Here is a 16512-nt window from a genome sequence, read left to right on the forward strand (position 1 = left end):
ATAGTACAAGCAATAATTTAGCAGCTAAGCATTTGAAATAATGAGTCAGGACAATGTATACGATGTAATTGTTATCGGCGGCGGTCAAAGTGCGCTGGCAGTAGCTTATTATTTAAGAAGGACAACGCTTCGCTATGTATTGCTTGATAAGGAAAAAGAAGCGGGAGGATCCTGGCAGCATGTATGGGATTCTCTCACCTTATTTTCGCCCGCGCAATGGAGCTCATTGCCGGGCATTATTATGACCGGCGGAAGCGACAAATATCCTACAAAAAACGAGACACTGCAATACCTGCGGGACTATGAAAGCAAGTACCAGTTTCCGGTGATACGACCGGTGGAGGTATTGGATGTCAGCAAAGAAAATGACCTGTTCCTGTTATCCACCAACCAGGGAACCTATGTTGCGAAAGCCGTTATCAGCGCTACAGGCAGCTACTCCCACCCTGTTATTCCTGATATTACTGGTAAAGCACTTTTTAAAGGGACGATCATACATTCTGCCGATTATCGCGGTCCGGCGGCATTTGCCGGTAAACGGGTCGTCGTGGCCGGTGAAGGGAATTCCGGCGCCCAGATACTGGCAGAGGTGTCTAAAGTCGCAGATGTATTATGGACGACCAGGAACACGCCTTCATTCCTTCCTGATCATGTAGATGGACGTTATCTCTTTGATGCGGCTACCGCACTCTATAAAGCCAGGCAGGAAGGTAAAAACTATCAGCCGCCCTCTCTTGGCCATATTGTACAGGTACCGCTTGTCAGAGCCGCCATTGAAAGAGATGTATATCATGCGCTACCTGCCTTTGATCATTTCTATGAGAACGGCATTGGCTGGAATGATGGCCGGCGGGAAGCCGTTGACGCGGTTATCTTCTGTACCGGTTTTCTTCCTGCATTACAGCATCTGGCATCACTGCACATCTGTCAGCCGGATGGAAAGATCCGCACACACGAAACGAGCGCCACCGATATTGCAGGGCTCTGGCTAGTCGGCTATGGTTCCTGGACAGGCTTCGCCTCTGCGACATTGATCGGCGTAGGACGTACCGCTAAAAAGACGGTTGATGAGGTGCAGCTCTTTTTAAAGGCCCCGCTTCATTGATTTTACCGGAACATGCAATAAATAGCACTATCATCAAAGAACAGAAAGCCGTATATTAGGTACGCTGTCTACGGGCGCATTGTACGCTACCCATCAGTAGCGAAGATGAAAAACTATACGGATATATTATTTATTTCACCAGTAAATGTTCATGATGTACCGCTTCGTGCTCACAATTTGCCTTTTCTTATTATCCACAGTTTCTTTTGGACAGGACAAATGGAAGATCAATGCCGCGAATATTGACGCGGCCAATTACTATGGCATTACTGCCGCCAATGGCATGATCGGGATCGTATCTTCACCGGAACCCTTTAAGGTAAAAGATGTGGTGCTTGCAGGCGCTTATGACCTGTATGGCCGTGGCAGGGTGAGTAATTTCCTGAAGAGCTTCAACCTGCTGAATATGTATCTTGAGGTGGATGGTAAAAGAGTGGACGCGAAGTCGGTCAGTAACTTTCAGCAGTCGCTCGATATGCAGCACGGCGGTTTCAGCACCTCCTTCGATTATACAGATAAAGCCTCTGCCAGAACAACCTATTACGCCCTGCGTCATCTGCCTTTTACGGTGTTGATGGATGTGGAAATAACTGCTAAGAAAGACATCACCATTACCGGCGCCAGCGTGATGGAAGCGCCGGATGCACTGCGCGATGTGCAGAATTACTACAATGAAATAGACAGGCCGCATGTAACGATATCCCTGCTTACTTCTTCCGCCAAAAGCCCTACGGGCAAACTGCTCATGTGTGCCTCCAATACCTTTTTATTTGCAGAGCCCCATGGTAAGGAGCCTAAGGTCATTCATGAAATGTGGGACAATAACATGCACCTGATGAAGTTTACACGCAGCATCAGGGCTGGTGAAACTTACCGTTATTCCATCGTTGGTTCTTCTATTACGTCGGCGCAGCATGATGATCCTTTGAATGAAGCCGAACGTATGACCCTCTATGCCAAACTGGAAGGAAGAGAACGGCTGATCAGCTTTCACAACAAAGCCTGGGAGGACCTATGGAAGAGCGATATAATTATTGAGGGCGATGCGCAGGTGCAACAGGACGTGCATAGCATGTTATATCATTTGTATGCGTTCAGCCGGGAAGGTACAGGATATTCTTTATCGCCCATGGGACTCTCGGGACTGGGTTATAACGGCCACGTTTTCTGGGATGCCGATCTGTGGATGTACCCCGCATTGTTAATGCTGCATCCTGAGCTGGCGAAGAACATGGTAGAGTATCGTTACAAAAGACTTGATGCGGCAAAACGCAATGCATTTTCGCACGGCTTTAAAGGAGCGATGTACCCATGGGAAAGTGCAGAAAGCGGTGTAGAAGAAACACCGGTCTGGGCGCTCAGTGGTCCGTTTGAACACCATATCACTGCGGATGTGGCCCTGGCGGCATGGCAATATTATAACGTAACGCAGGACAAAGCATGGCTGAAAGAAAAGGGCTGGCCGATACTATCCGCAACGGCAGATTTCTGGGCAAGCCGTGTAGAGCGGAATGGCCCCGGCAGATATGACATTAAAAACGTAGTGGCGGCAGATGAATGGGCAGAGAATGTTGACAATAACGCATTCACCAACGCTGCTGCAAAAGCGAATCTTTATGCTGCCACCGAAGCTGCGAAACTCCTGGGTATTGTACCTGATGCTGACTGGAAAAACGTTGCAGACAATATTCCTGTTTTAAAGCTTGACAATGGTGTAACGAAAGAGCATGCAGCCTATAACGGAGAAGGTATAAAACAGGCGGATGTAAACCTGCTGGCATATCCGCTAAAGGAAATTACAGCGAACTCACAGATAAAGCAGGACCTGGATTATTACGCCACGCGTGTGCCTAACGAAGGTACTCCTGCCATGACACAGGCTATTTTTGCTTTACTGTATGCAAGGCTTGGTGATGCAAACAAAGCAGCTCACTTTTTTAAAGATGCTTATGAGCCTAACCTGAATCCGCCCTTCAGGGTGATTGCAGAAACCAAGGGCGGCACCAATCCATATTTTGCTACCGGCGCCGGCGGCATCCTGCAAAGCTTAATGATGGGCTTTGGCGGACTTGACATTACTTCCCAGGGCATCAGGCAAGTGAGATCCGTTTTACCTGCTGGCTGGAAAAGCCTGACTATAACGGGCGTGGGGCCGGATAAGAAGACTTATACTATAAAACAATAAGGCTTCTTTTAAAGAACGCGCCAAATATTTGCACCTGAACTTTATAACAAAGCAAATTGAACTTTGCAACAAACCTGCGGCGGGCAGGAGTCTGTAATTTTGAGTAACGTTAAAACTTAAGATTATGGCTAAAGTTTGGTTTATTACAGGCAGTGCAAGAGGATTAGGCAGGAGTTTAACTGCAGCAGTGCTGGCAAAAGGAGATGTAGTGGCAGCGACTGCAAGGAATCCTTCACAACTCGATGATTTTGTACAGCAATACGGCGATCATATCTTTCCCGTTCAGCTGGACGTAACAGATTATAAGCAGGTACATCAGGCGGTAGCGGCTACTATCGCACATTTCGGCCGTATTGATGTGCTGGTGAACAATGCAGGATTCGGCATCGTGGGCGCTGCTGAAGCATTTACAGATGAACAGGTACGCAGCCAGTTTGAAACAAACCTCTATGCACCGGTAGAAATTACAAGAGCTGTACTTCCGTATATGAGAAAACAGCGTTCCGGCAGGATATTGCAGGTTAGTTCTGTAGGCGGACGAATTACAAGTATAGGGTTAAGTATCTACCAGAGTGCCAAATGGGGATTATCCGGCTTCAGTGAAGCACTGGCAAAGGAAGTGGCGCCATTGGGCATAAAAGTGACATCCGTAGAACCGGGGGGATTTCGTACAGACTGGGCAGGAGCATCCATGAGTGCAGCGCCGCATGTAGAAGGTTATGAATCTACTGTTGACAGCAGGGCTGCTATTTTTAAGAACAATCAATTCATTCCAAAAGGCAATCCTGACAAGGCAGCTAAAGTGCTTGTAGAATTGGCAGATCATCCGGAGCCACCCGTACATCTCGTTCTAGGCAGTGACGCAACCAACCTGCTGAAACAGGCAGATGCCGCAAGACGGGAAGAACTGGATAAATGGCTTTCTATAAGTGAATCTACAGACGAGGATAATACCAAATAAATTCTAGTTTTGTTATACCTGGCTGTCTCCCGGCAGCCAGGTCATTTATTCAGAAGATATGAATGAGCAAACACCATTGAAACAGATCACCTATTCCTGTTATTACAACCAGACGAGAGAAGGTGAGCAATTTGTACCGGAGCATGTGTTCAGTTACCAGCTATCTGGCAAACTGACGATGACTGACGGAGAAAAACAATATACTTTCCAGGAGGGTGATTTCAGGTTAAGCAAGAGGAACAGCCTGATAAAATTCACCAAACAACCTCCGGTAAATGGTGAATATAAAAACATCTCTGTTTTCCTCGATCAGCAAACGCTCAGGAATTTTGCTGCCGAGTATGGGTATAGTTCAGCCCAACACCTGCAAACCCCACCGGTCATGCTGCTACATTCCCATCCCCTGCTTAAAAGTTATATAGACTCTTTACAGCCTTATGATGCACTGATGCATGGTAACAACCAGGTGCTGCTGTCGCTGAAGGTAAAAGAAGCGATCGCCGTGCTGCTGCAAACAAATCCGGCCTTAAAAGACATCCTGTTTGATCTTACAGAACCCGGGAAGATCGATCTGGAAGCGTTTATGAACAAGAATTTTCTGTTTAATGTGTCGCTCGACAGATTTGCTTATTTAACTGGTAGAAGTCTTTCGACATTTAAGCGGGATTTTGAAAAAGCATTCGGTGTTACTCCCGGCAAATGGTTACAACAAAAGAGATTGCAGGAAGCGTATTACCGGATCAAGGAAAAAGGTGTAGCCCCTTCTGATGTGTATATAGATGTCGGATTTGAAGATCTCTCCCACTTCTCCTTTGCGTTCAAGAAAATGTACGGAATGGCCCCCAGCCGGATCTAAGGATCTACCTGCCAAGAGCAATACTTAATTGACTGATAATCTTCCTGCTAAGCACCTGCACTGCTAAAAGTGTAAAAAACACTCTTTCTGAATACTAATTTAATTAGTAATATTGCTAAATAAATTAGTTGTTCGTATTCAATCAGCAGTCAGGTATGCCAGGAGTAAAAGCAGATATTATTTCACAATTGCAGAAGGATATCCTTCAGATGCAAGGATTCAGGTCAAAGCTGACTGACACTATACCTGATATAGACCTGGGCCCTGTCAACACGGCTTTCCCGAATGGTATTTTTCCAACAGGCGCTGTACATGAATTTCTCTGTGCAGCAAAAGAACATGCAGCTGCAACAAGCGGTTTCGTAAGCGTCCTTGCCGGCAACCTGATGCAACGCGGAGGCGCCTGCATCTGGATAAGTGTGGCCAGGACGCTTTTCCCTCCTTCCCTGATGGCCTTTGGCATAGCGCCGGACAGGGTCATTTTCATCGATCTGCAACGGATAAAAGATGCGCTCTGGACATTGGAAGAAGCGCTTAAATGCCCCGGTATTGCCGCGGTGATCGCTGAAGTACCGGAGCTCAGCTTTACACAGTCCCGCCGGCTGCAACTGGTAGTGGAACAAAGTAAGGTGACGGGTTTCATTCTCCGCACTTCTCCCAGAAGTATCAATACAACGGCATGCGTAACCCGCTGGAAGATCACGCCTTTGCCCAGCGAGCTGGAAGGAGGTATGCCGGGTCTTGGCTTTCCCCGCTGGCAGGTAGACCTGCTGAAGGTGCGCAACGGGCGTCCCGGCAGCTGGAAGATGGAATGGGCGGAAGGGAAATGTGTGGTTATTTCAGACGATGTTGCTACCGTTATTGTGCAGGAGCAGCAATTAAAAGCAGGCTGATATGTCCAGGCGCTTTATGTCCATATGGTTCCGTCACCTGCTGACTGACTGGCATGTACGCCGCCAGCCGGAGCTACAGCATAAACCCTTTGTGCTGGCAGCGCCCGTGCATGGGCGAATGGTGATCACGGCTGCCAGTCCCACGGCAGAAGCACAAGGTATCAGTGCCGGCATGCCGCTGGCAGATGCCAAGGCGCTCGTATCCTCCCTGCAGGCATTTGATGATGAACCTGAACGGAGCGCACAATTACTGAAAGCATTGGGTGAATGGTGCATCCGTTACACACCGGTTGTGGGAACAGACCTGCCGGATGGCCTTTTGCTGGAAGTAAGCGGCTGTACGCATCTATGGGGAGGTGAACGGCCCTATCTGAAAGAGATCATTACCAAACTACGCGCCATTGGCTATGATGTACGTGGGGCGATGGCAGACACCATAGGAGCAGCCTGGGCTATTTCCCGTTATGGAAAAATAACGCCCATTATAGACAGCGGAGGGCAGCGTGAAGCCCTGATGTCTCTGCCTCCTGCGGCTTTACGCCTGGAGGCAGAGACGCTTGCCCGTTTACAGAAACTCGGACTACATAAGATCGGTAGTTTCATACAGATGCCGGGGCCTGTATTGCGCAGGCGTTTCGGGCAGCAATTGCTGATCCGGCTTGGGCAGGCTTTGGGATATGAAATGGAGGTCATTGAACCGCTTTACCCGCTGCCGCCCTATGAAGAACGTCTACCTTGCCTGGAACCGATCCGTACGGCCCCCGGTATTGAAATAGCCATGAAAGTATTGCTGGAACAGCTTTGTCTGCGCCTGCAGAAAGAAGGGAAAGGGCTCCGTACCGCTATCCTGAAAGGCTATCGCGTAGATAACAGGATGGTGCAGGCGGAGATCGGGACCAGTCATGCTTCACACAATCCGCAGCACCTTTTTCGGTTATTTGAGCTGAAGATCCCCACTATAGAACCCGCATTGGGTATTGAACTATTTACACTGGAAGCCACAAAGGTGGAAGAGGTATCGTCCCTGCAGGAAGCCTTATGGATAGGCAATCCCGGCATAAAAGCGCCTGCAGTGGCGGAATTCCTGGACCGGGTGTCGGGCAAACTGGGGGAAGACTGCATCCGCCGTTATCTGCCGGCCGAACATTACTGGCCGGAGCGGTCGTTCGAAATGGCGACTTCTCTTGATGAAAAGCCCGCTACTACCTGGCGGACAGATAAACCACGACCGGTGCAATTGTTGTCCAAGCCGGAGCCAATTGAAGTAACGGCGCCGATACCGGATTATCCTCCCATGTTGTTCCGCTATAAAGGTAAACTGCATGAGATCAAAAAAGCGGACGGACCTGAGCGGATAGAACGTGAATGGTGGCTGGATGGCGGAGAGCACAGGGATTATTATAACGTGGAAGATGCAGACGGGCAACGTTATTGGCTGTTCCGATCGGGGCATTATTCCGGCGATCAGTCCCAATGGTTTATTCATGGTTTTTTTGCATAGTTAAAGTGATGTTGTATGAATTACATTGATCTGCAGGTTACCAGCAATTTCAGCTTTCTGCGAGGCGCTTCCCATCCGGAGGAACTGGTGGAGCAGGCGGCGGCCTATGGTTATAAGGAGATTGCCATCACTGACCGTAATACACTGGCTGGCATTGTGCGCGCACATGTTGCCGCCAAAAAGAATAATATGCGGATCATTGTCGGGTGCAGGCTCGATCTGATGGATGGCCCCAGCCTCCTGGCATATCCGACGGATAAAGCAGCCTATAGCCTGCTTTGCAGACTGCTGACGAAAGGAAACCTGCGTGCAGAAAAAGGCGATTGTCACCTGTATAAAAAAGACGTGTATGAGCATGCGGAAGGCATGAAATTCATTGCTGTTCCACCAGACCGGCTGACGAGCTCCTTTGATTTTGAGACACCGTTCAAAGAGGCCCTGAAGGAGTATGGCAAACACCTGGGCCCACAGCTGTACCTGGCAGCTACACGCTCCTATCTCGGGGATGACCAGAAGAGAATATACCAGCTTTCACAATTATCTTCCAGCCTGCACATCCCGCTGATCGCTACCAACGATGTACATTATCATCATTCGGAGCGGCGGCAGCTGCAGGATATACTGACCTGCACCCGTGAAAAATGTACGATCTACAATGCAGGCTTCCGGCTGCATCAGAATGCGGAAAGGTATCTGAAGCCTATCACTGAAATGCACCGCCTGTTCAGGCAATATCCTGATGCTATTAAACGCACACATGAATTAGCCCGGGCATGCCAGTTCTCACTGGACAGTTTAAAATATGTTTATCCGCATGAGCTGACCACAGCAGGACGCACACCACAGGAAGAGCTCACACATCTTGCCTGGGAAGGCGCAAGGGAGCGTTTCGGGGAAGAGATCCCCGAAAAGATCTCGGCTAATATCCTTCATGAGTTATCGTTTATCAAGGAGATGAATTATGCTTCTTATTTCCTGACAGTGTATGATATTGTGCGTTTTGCCAGAAGTCAGCACATTCTTTGCCAGGGACGCGGTTCTGCGGCTAATTCCACTGTTTGTTATTGTCTTGGTATCACATCAGTAGATCCGACACAGATAGACCTCCTGTTTGAAAGGTTCATTTCCTCTGCCCGCAATGAACCTCCTGATATTGATGTTGACTTTGAACATGAACGCAGGGAGGAAGTCATGCAATACATCTATAACAAATACGGCCGGGACCGCGCAGCAATTGTGGCCACGGTCACGCAACAGCACCATAAGGGCGCTATCAGGGACGTGGGAAAAGCGATGGGATTATCCGTAGATACCATCAACCGTTTATCATCCTCTATCTGGCATCATTCAGACGAAGAGTTCAGTGAGCAGCGTGTTGCGGAACAGGGATTAGATACAAGGGATCCTCATCTTAAGAAGGTAATGGAACTGACAGAACAGATGGTTGGTTTTCCCCGGCAACTGGGGCAGCATACCGGCGGTTTTGTTATTACGGAAGATAAATTGTCCGACCTCTGTCCTATCCTGAATGCCCGCATGGAAGGACGGACCTGTATTGAATGGAATAAGGATGATATCGATGCACTGGGCTTTCTGAAGATAGATGTACTTGCGCTGGGTATGCTGACCTGTATCAGGAAAGCATTCGATCTTGCGAAAGCGCATCATCAAAAAGATTATACGCTGGCGAATATACCAGCAGAGGACCCCGAAGTATATAAGATGATCAGCCGTGCAGATACTATTGGCGTGTTTCAGATCGAAAGCCGTGCGCAACAGTCTATGCTGCCACGTTTGAGACCTGAACGATTTTATGACCTGGTGATTGAAGTAGCTATTGTAAGACCAGGGCCTATACAGGGAGGCATGGTACATCCTTACCTGCGCAGGCGTAATAATGAAGAAGCGCCGGATTATCCTTCAGAGGAATTGAAGGGAATACTGGCGAAAACACTAGGCGTTCCTCTCTTCCAGGAACAGGCCATGCAGATCGCCATGGTAGCTGCAGGTTTCTCAGCGGCGGAAGCGGACGAATTGCGTCGCAGTATGGCTACGTTCAAGGCAAAGGGTATTGTCAGCAAGTTTGAAAAGAAACTGATCGAGGGCATGACAAACAAGGGATATACGGAAGAATTTGCACGCCGTATTTTCAAGCAGCTGGAGGGCTTTGGTAGTTATGGATTCCCGGAAAGCCATGCCGCCAGTTTCGCCTTGCTGGTATATGTGTCTTCTTATCTTAAATGTTTCTTGCCTGATGTATTTGCCTGTGCTTTACTGAATAGTATGCCGATGGGATTTTATCAGCCTGCACAGATCGTGATCGACGCCCGCAAACATGGTGTGGAAGTCAGGCCGGTAGATGTCAATCACTCGAACTGGGATAATACTTTAGAGGAATTGGTGAATAATAAATATTGTGCCTTACGACTGGGATTCCGCCAGATAAGAAGTTTACAACAGGAGGAGATCGAAGTGCTCGTATCTGCCAGGAAAACACCTTATACAACGGTACTCGCGCTGAGGGAGGCAGGCGTATCGCAAACGACCCTTGAAAGGCTGGCCGATGCCGATGCGTTCAGGTCATTGGGATTGGACCGGCGGCAGGCATTGTGGGAAATATCTGCCCTGGGCGATCGTCCTATCGGGATGTTTAGCGGCGGGCCCTCAGAAAGCGCTATTGAAAAGCCGGTAGCACTTCCGAAGATGACAGATGCCGAACATGTGGTGCATGATTACAGCGCGTTGTCCTTATCCTTAAAGGCCCATCCGGTGAGCTTTGTCAGGGAGAAACTAAGCATGCTGCATATCCGGGCTATCAATGAACTGGAAAGCATGACTGACGGTATGCCCGTAATGGTAGCGGGCCTTGTGCTGGTGCGGCAACGACCGGGAACAGCCAGCGGTATCTGTTTCATTACTATTGAAGATGAGACAGGACATGCTAATCTTGTGGTGTTTCAAAAACTCTACCAGCAATTCAGGAAAGAGATCCTGCAATCCAGGTTACTGATGGTACAAGGTAAAGTACAGCGTGAAGGAGAAGTGATACATGTTGTTGTACAAAGTTGTCACAACCTGACAAGACTATTGCATCACCTCACGGCAGTGCAGGAGGAAGAGGTAAGCGCATCACAGCCATCCGCAGAAAATGTACTTTTTGACATGGATGAACAAGCTGCTCAAAACCAGGAAAATACACAGCAGATCAGGCTTCCTGAAGCAAGGAATTTCAGGTAAGGCTACTGGTGTTTGCCGGCCTGGCAGGATATATGCAGGGATAATAGTAAATTTATCAAAATACGATCTATGAAAAGGCCTTTCTTCCTGCTGCTTGCTTCATTATTTTCTACCGTCGTACAAGGTTTTGGCCAAAATAAGGATACTTCTTTTACAGCTATGATCTCGAAAGAGTGGAGCCTGGCCTTTTATGGAGAGAGTGGCAAAAAGCAGTCCCCCTCTGCCAGACAACAGGAAGACAGAATGATCTTTTATAAAGACAACCGGGTATTATCCATTGAAAACGGGAAAAAGGAGCATGGCAGCTGGCAGTATGATCCTGCTAAAAAACTGTTAATGATCACTGATAACCAGACCAGGGAACAGACCCTGTACCAGGTAATAAAACTGGAGCAGGATCAGTTCGTGCTTGGCTATAAGGACCCGGGGGGCATGCTGCTGGAAATACATATGTTGCCGGCTAAGCAATAGCTTATTTCCCTGTTACTTCGATCCATACAGGCGCATGATCGCTCGACTTTTCCCAGCCGCGTACATGGCGGTCCACCCCTGCCGCTTTAAGGCGTTTATTGAAGTGTGGGCTCAGGAGGAAGTGATCGATCCGTAAACCGGCGTCGCGGCCATAGGCATTCCTGAAATAATCCCAGAAAGTATAGATCTTCTCTTCGGGGTACAGTTTGCGGATAGCATCTGTCCAGCCCTGCGCCAGCAATTCCTGGAAAGCAGCCCGCGTTTCAGGCCTGAACAAGGCATCGTCCACCCAGCGTTCCGGTTTATAAACGTCTTTTTCTGTGGGAATGACGTTATAATCGCCTGTGAGTATTACAGGAAGATCTTTCGACAGCAATTCTTTCGAGTGTGCTGTCAGGCGTTTGAACCAATTGAGCTTATAATCGAATTTAAGTCCCGGTGCAGGATTACCATTCGGCAGATACAGACAGCCCAGCAGGAAGTCGCCATTAATTACAGCTTCGATATAGCGGCTATGAGTATCTTCCGGGTCTCCGGGCAGTGCACGCCTCACCTCTTCCACCTGTAGGCTGCGGCTTAAGATAGCTACACCATTCCAGCTTTTCTGACCATGCCAAATGGCATCGTAGCCGGCATCTTTTATAGCCGCTTCGGGGAATTTCTCCTGCGGAGCTTTCAGCTCCTGTAAACAGACAACATCCGGCGCCGTTTCTTCCAGCCAGCGGAGTAAGACGGGTAAGCGTCCGTTGACGCCATTGACATTATAAGTTGCTATCTTCATAATAATCGGCTTGGTTCAATTGCGTATTTACTTCCATAGCGAAGATAAGGCTTATGTAAGATCATACCACCAAGCTGGGCTTTGTTAATGACAGAGATTGAAAAAGGCCATAACTTTGCAGCATGGAACATTTGCTGAAACATTTCTTTTCCAAGACTATAGGATGCCTGGATTTTGATGCAACTAATGCCGGCGATATCAGGTATGAAGATTATAATTCCTTCATTAAGATCCTTTTCATTGAAGCGGGCGCCGAGGTAATGGTTGACTTCCGGGAATATACGCTGGAGCAGGATGCACTGTTCTTTATAAAGGATGGACAATGGTATAAATTCAACGGTAAGGGGACTTTATTATATTACAACCGCGACTTTTACTGTATACAGATCCATGACAAGGAAGTAGCCTGCGATGGTCTGTTATATAATAACGTGTATGAAATACCCGTGGTATTCCTGGATGCGGAAGCTTCCCGGCAAACGAGGCACCTGATACAGGAAATAAAGCAGGAAGCGATCAATGAGGAAAGCAGTATGGAAGAAATGATCCGCATTTACCTGAAGCAACTCATTATACGCTCCACCCGTATGTGGAAGAAAGCACATGACCTGGCCGACAGCGGTATAGCGCAGGAGGTAGAGTTCATCAGGAAATTCAGTCAGCTGGTAGAAGCGCATTATACGACGCATCATAACGTGGCTGATTATGCCAACCTATTAAATATCACACCCAAAGCGCTGAGTAAAAGGATTTCGCGGCATGGTTCGAAAACTCCAAATGATATTATTAAGGAGCGCATTATACTGGAGGCAAAACGGCTGCTGATCCATACAGATCTCAGTGTAAAGGAGATCGGTTATAAGCTGGGATATGAAGACCCGGCCTATTTTGTGCGTCTTTTTACCAACCAGGTGGACGCCTCTCCCCTTCTTTTCCGGAAAAAATACGCCGAGGGGGAAAAAGTACAATAAGTGTCGTCATTCGTGCATTGTTCCCCTTTGCCTGCTGTACTAGTTTTGTGTTATCAAATTAAAACAATCACAATCAACAACACACAAAATGAAAAAGCAAATACTTTCACTCGCAGCATCAGCTTTATTAAGTGTAGGCGCAATGGCACAGAGTGTTAATCCAGACAATGATCCAAACATCGACAGCCACACCAAGGCCTTTCTTCATGCCTTAAATAACAGTGGTGGCGCACCCCTGGAAACATTATCTCCCAAGGATGCCCGTGCCGTACTGGTTGGCGCACAATCGAGCGTGAAAGTGGATATTTCCGGCATTACAGTAAGCGAAAAGACGATCACACAGGATGGCCAGACAGTAAAACTGCATATCGTTCGCCCCGAAGGCGCTAAAGGTATATTACCTGTCTTTATGTTCTTCCATGGCGGCGGATGGGTATTGGGTGATTTTCCTACGCACCAGCGACTGGTACGCGACCTGGTTGTAACATCAGGAGCAGCAGCAGTATTCGTTGATTATACACCATCTCCGGAAGCGCATTACCCGGTAGCTATCAACCAGGCTTACGCAGCCACCAAATGGGTAGCCGCCAACGGTAAAGAAATCAACGTGGACGGAAAGCGCCTGGCAGTAGCCGGTAACAGTGTTGGTGGTAATATGGCAGCTGTAGTAGCGCTGATGGCGAAAGACAAAAATGGTCCTGCTATTAAGGTGCAGATACTCTTATGGCCTGTGACAGACGCTAACTTCGAGACCGGTTCCTATAACCAGTTTGCAGAACAGCGCTTCCTGACCAAAAATATGATGAAATGGTTCTGGGATAATTATACCACAGACCAGGCAGCAAGAAAAGAAATTTATGCTTCACCGTTACAGGCAACAACCGAGCAGCTGAAAGGCTTACCACCTGCACTGGTGCAGACAGCTGAAAACGATGTACTGCGTGACGAAGGAGAAGCATATGCCCGCAAGATGGACGCTGCAGGTGTGAAGGTTACAATGGTAAGATACAACGGCGCCATTCATGATTATGGTTTGCTGAATCCTATCGCAAACACTCCTACCACACGTTCTGCCATGTTGCAGGCAGGAAATGAACTGAAAGCTTACCTGAAGTAAAACGAAGGTTTGTTGGAAAAATATATCCTCTGACGGTATCGGATACCGTCAGAGGATTTTCAATTTTATATAGCCGTTAAAGTGGGAGAAGATAATTTTGATTTTTTAACTTTGAGTTAACGAAATATCCGGGGGCAGGATGTATATTTGTTGTGTGTTTATGTATAAGACAGATCCATTGTAATACACAGCACGGCTTCTCCATATTAGATTTATTGTTGTTGTTTCACGTTCCACACCACATCTTAGACCCACTAATGCAGCACATTATTGCCATTGCATTACCAGTAGTTTTAAATTTTATTGATAACTCGTAAACACAACAACAACATGATGCCTTTAAAACCTGTACAGCCTACTTCCGGATTTGCGGAAGAAAGAATACTGAATCCTTATCAGTATGTCAGGCTCGTAAAAACAAATATCAACGCTATTGAAACTGCTAAGTTTATACCACCTCCACTGGGTAGCAACCAGATCCTGGGGCATGTACGGGTTAAATTTAAACCAGGGTACCGATATACCACCGTTTAAACCAGCCTTGATATGTCCGATCCTACTATCCCTATACATCAGCAGGACCCAAACAACCGCAATACGCCACTGAATGTTGAACTGTTGCGGGAGATGGCTGCTGCTCAAAAAGAAGAGATCAAATGCAGACAACAGGAATTAGCCATCCGGATCAAAGAGATCAGTTTGGCACACGAGCTTTCCATGAGAAACATTGACATACATGCAGAACATGTGAGGGATACTCCTAAACATAGGTTCAGGAACCAGTTATTGTTCTTTTCGTTGGTGGTTACCGTATTACTTATTTTGATACTCTTCTTCATCTATTGTCTTTATAGCGGTAATAAAGAAATAGTCATGAGGGTGATCGAAATAGTTGTCACAGCGCTGCTGAGCGGAGGCAGCGGTTATGTGATGGGTAAAACCAAAAAAGAAAAGACAGCGGCAGCGGCAGAACATACATAGCCTGCTGCCGCCGGGTTCCTCAATGCACATTCCACATTCTCTACTTCAGTAAGATCAAACACGAATAAGTATTATATTTGGCTACACCAAAACCCGGATATGTTACACATTGGTCTTATTAGAGAAGAGAAACAGCCACATGATAACAGGGTAGCATTTACGCCGCAGCAATGTCAGTGGATCATCAGACACAACCCCCAGGTAAGTATTACGGTGCAGCCATCTGCCTGGCGATGTTTTACAGATGATGAATATAAGGCCGCCGGTATTCCACTTTCTGAGGACCTCTCCCATTGTGAGGTATTGTTGGGAATAAAGGAAGTACCCGCCGAGAAACTGATAGCCGGAAAAAAATACCTGTTCTTTTCCCATACCCGTAAAAAGCAGCCGCACAACAGGCATATGCTGCAAACCATTCTGCAGCGGAACATCACCCTGATCGATTATGAATGCCTGGTGCATGAAGACGGTCAGCGGATACTTGGCTTCGGATTCTTTGCCGGTGTGGTAGGCGCGCACAACGGCCTGTTAGCCTATGGAAAGAAGACAGGCCTTTATAACCTCGTACCAGTAAATAAATGTCACGATTTTAAAGAACTGATCAATCATTATTTCGGGGCAAAACTACCGCCGTTGAAGATCGTTATTACCGGCTCCGGCCGTGTAGCAGCCGGTACACTGGAGGTAATGGGATTGCTGGGTGTTAAGTACATACCGCCAGAGGAATTCCTGATCAATACCTACGCCTACCCGGTATATACACAGCTGAAAGCAGGGGAACTATACCTCCGGAAAACGGATAAAACATATAGCAGGGAAGATTTCCATCTCCATCCCGAGCAGTACGATTGCCGCTTCCTGCCATTTGTAACCGCTACGGATATTCTCATGAATGGCATTTACTGGGACCAGCGCATTCCACCGTTATTCACCTGGAATGACCTGGCAAAAGATAATTTCCGTATTAAGGTCATTGCAGATATAACGGACGATACCAACGGCTCTATCCCATCCAACCTGGGAGATTCTACCATTGAAGATCCTGTATATGGTGTAGACAGGCATACCAGGCTGCGGACAGCCCCTTACCTGTCGGATACGCTGGATATGATGTGTGTCAGCAATCTGCCTAATGAACTGCCAAGGGATGCCTCACAGTACTTTGGCGACCAGCTGATGAAATATGTGTTTGACGAATTGCAGCAGTCTGACAGCGCAGTTGTTCATAACGCTACTATTGCAGATAAGGGTGCCCTGACTGAGCGCTTTGAATATCTGAGGGATTATGTAGAAGAATAAGGCATTTTAATAATGCGCCGATCCATCGGGTTAAATCCTCGTAAACCTGCAAAGAATAAGAAACGAGGGCTTTCCCCAGCTAAAGCATGCCGCGTTAAAGGCGCGGAGCAGGCGGATAATCCCAATCATCCGAAGCAATTACATTCTCAGTGGA

14 protein-coding genes are annotated in these 16512 nt (G+C 47.6%); 13 read left to right on the top strand and 1 reads right to left on the bottom strand.

What is annotated here, in order from left to right:
• Window positions 1-40 precede the first annotated feature (40 nt).
• The 8 genes from MYF79_RS21335 (at window position 41) to MYF79_RS21370 (ending at window position 11209) form a co-directional block, all read left to right on the top strand.
• Window positions 41-1105: an ArsO family NAD(P)H-dependent flavin-containing monooxygenase gene (locus MYF79_RS21335; RefSeq protein WP_247809869.1), complete on the top strand. Its 1065-nt coding sequence runs from the start codon at window positions 41-43 to the stop codon at window positions 1103-1105.
• Between the two features lie 145 nt (window positions 1106-1250).
• On the top strand, window positions 1251-3290 hold the full coding sequence (locus tag MYF79_RS21340) for a glycoside hydrolase family 65 protein (RefSeq protein WP_247809870.1): 2040 nt from the start codon (window positions 1251-1253) through the stop codon (window positions 3288-3290).
• Window positions 3291-3414: 124 nt separating this feature from the next.
• Entirely contained in the window at window positions 3415-4251 is an 837-nt protein-coding gene (locus MYF79_RS21345) for an oxidoreductase (protein WP_247809871.1), read from the top strand.
• 58 nt (window positions 4252-4309) lie between these two features.
• The gene (locus tag MYF79_RS21350; RefSeq protein ID WP_247809872.1) at window positions 4310-5107 is read left to right on the top strand and encodes a helix-turn-helix domain-containing protein; all 798 of its coding nucleotides are present in this window, start codon (window positions 4310-4312) and stop codon (window positions 5105-5107) included.
• 155 nt (window positions 5108-5262) lie between these two features.
• Window positions 5263-6000 (top strand): ImuA family protein, encoded by a 738-nt coding sequence (locus MYF79_RS21355; protein WP_247809873.1) that lies wholly within the window; start codon window positions 5263-5265, stop codon window positions 5998-6000.
• Window position 6001: 1 nt separating this feature from the next.
• Complete coding sequence (locus MYF79_RS21360; RefSeq protein ID WP_247809874.1) at window positions 6002-7501, top strand: Y-family DNA polymerase; 1500 nt, start codon at window positions 6002-6004, stop codon at window positions 7499-7501.
• A gap of 15 nt (window positions 7502-7516) precedes the next feature.
• Window positions 7517-10738 (top strand): error-prone DNA polymerase, encoded by a 3222-nt coding sequence (locus MYF79_RS21365; RefSeq protein WP_247809875.1) that lies wholly within the window; start codon window positions 7517-7519, stop codon window positions 10736-10738.
• 69 nt (window positions 10739-10807) lie between these two features.
• Window positions 10808-11209, top strand: coding sequence for a hypothetical protein (locus MYF79_RS21370; RefSeq protein WP_247809876.1), 402 nt, complete (start codon window positions 10808-10810; stop codon window positions 11207-11209).
• Window position 11210: 1 nt separating this feature from the next.
• Here MYF79_RS21370 and xth read toward each other — a convergent pair whose 3' ends face one another.
• Entirely contained in the window at window positions 11211-11990 is a 780-nt protein-coding gene (gene xth / locus MYF79_RS21375; protein WP_247809877.1) for an exodeoxyribonuclease III, read from the bottom strand.
• Window positions 11991-12112: 122 nt separating this feature from the next.
• Between xth and MYF79_RS21380 the strand changes: the two genes are divergently transcribed.
• The 5 genes from MYF79_RS21380 to MYF79_RS21400 all read left to right on the top strand — a co-directional run bounded on the left by MYF79_RS21380 (window position 12113) and on the right by MYF79_RS21400 (window position 16358).
• Window positions 12113-12961: an AraC family transcriptional regulator gene (locus tag MYF79_RS21380; RefSeq protein WP_247809878.1), complete on the top strand. Its 849-nt coding sequence runs from the start codon at window positions 12113-12115 to the stop codon at window positions 12959-12961.
• A gap of 88 nt (window positions 12962-13049) precedes the next feature.
• The gene (locus tag MYF79_RS21385; protein WP_247809879.1) at window positions 13050-14078 is read left to right on the top strand and encodes an alpha/beta hydrolase; all 1029 of its coding nucleotides are present in this window, start codon (window positions 13050-13052) and stop codon (window positions 14076-14078) included.
• 330 nt (window positions 14079-14408) lie between these two features.
• On the top strand, window positions 14409-14612 hold the full coding sequence (locus MYF79_RS21390) for a hypothetical protein (protein WP_247809880.1): 204 nt from the start codon (window positions 14409-14411) through the stop codon (window positions 14610-14612).
• A 12-nt stretch (window positions 14613-14624) separates the two neighbouring features.
• A complete protein-coding gene (locus tag MYF79_RS21395) occupies window positions 14625-15059 on the top strand; it encodes a hypothetical protein (protein WP_247809881.1) in 435 nt (144 codons plus the stop codon).
• A gap of 99 nt (window positions 15060-15158) precedes the next feature.
• A complete protein-coding gene (locus tag MYF79_RS21400; protein WP_247809882.1) occupies window positions 15159-16358 on the top strand; it encodes an NAD(P)-dependent oxidoreductase in 1200 nt (399 codons plus the stop codon).
• The last annotated feature ends 154 nt before the right edge of the window (window positions 16359-16512 follow it).

The organism is Chitinophaga filiformis (assembly GCF_023100805.1).
Taxonomy (GTDB): Bacteria; Bacteroidota; Bacteroidia; order Chitinophagales; family Chitinophagaceae; genus Chitinophaga; species Chitinophaga filiformis_B.

Excerpts from the sequence above, each read along its gene's own strand:
- MYF79_RS21335 (WP_247809869.1), top strand. The coding sequence starts at position 41 with ATGAGTCAGGACAATGTATACGATGTAATTGTTATCGGCGGCGGTCAA.
- MYF79_RS21340 (WP_247809870.1), top strand. The coding sequence starts at position 1,251 with ATGTTCATGATGTACCGCTTCGTGCTCACAATTTGCCTTTTCTTATTA.
- MYF79_RS21345 (WP_247809871.1), top strand. The coding sequence starts at position 3,415 with ATGGCTAAAGTTTGGTTTATTACAGGCAGTGCAAGAGGATTAGGCAGG.
- MYF79_RS21350 (WP_247809872.1), top strand. The coding sequence starts at position 4,310 with ATGAATGAGCAAACACCATTGAAACAGATCACCTATTCCTGTTATTAC.
- MYF79_RS21355 (WP_247809873.1), top strand. The coding sequence starts at position 5,263 with ATGCCAGGAGTAAAAGCAGATATTATTTCACAATTGCAGAAGGATATC.
- MYF79_RS21360 (WP_247809874.1), top strand. The coding sequence starts at position 6,002 with ATGTCCAGGCGCTTTATGTCCATATGGTTCCGTCACCTGCTGACTGAC.
- MYF79_RS21365 (WP_247809875.1), top strand. The coding sequence starts at position 7,517 with ATGAATTACATTGATCTGCAGGTTACCAGCAATTTCAGCTTTCTGCGA.
- MYF79_RS21370 (WP_247809876.1), top strand. The coding sequence starts at position 10,808 with ATGAAAAGGCCTTTCTTCCTGCTGCTTGCTTCATTATTTTCTACCGTC.
- xth (WP_247809877.1), bottom strand. The coding sequence starts at position 11,990 with ATGAAGATAGCAACTTATAATGTCAATGGCGTCAACGGACGCTTACCC.
- MYF79_RS21380 (WP_247809878.1), top strand. The coding sequence starts at position 12,113 with ATGGAACATTTGCTGAAACATTTCTTTTCCAAGACTATAGGATGCCTG.
- MYF79_RS21385 (WP_247809879.1), top strand. The coding sequence starts at position 13,050 with ATGAAAAAGCAAATACTTTCACTCGCAGCATCAGCTTTATTAAGTGTA.
- MYF79_RS21390 (WP_247809880.1), top strand. The coding sequence starts at position 14,409 with ATGATGCCTTTAAAACCTGTACAGCCTACTTCCGGATTTGCGGAAGAA.
- MYF79_RS21395 (WP_247809881.1), top strand. The coding sequence starts at position 14,625 with ATGTCCGATCCTACTATCCCTATACATCAGCAGGACCCAAACAACCGC.
- MYF79_RS21400 (WP_247809882.1), top strand. The coding sequence starts at position 15,159 with ATGTTACACATTGGTCTTATTAGAGAAGAGAAACAGCCACATGATAAC.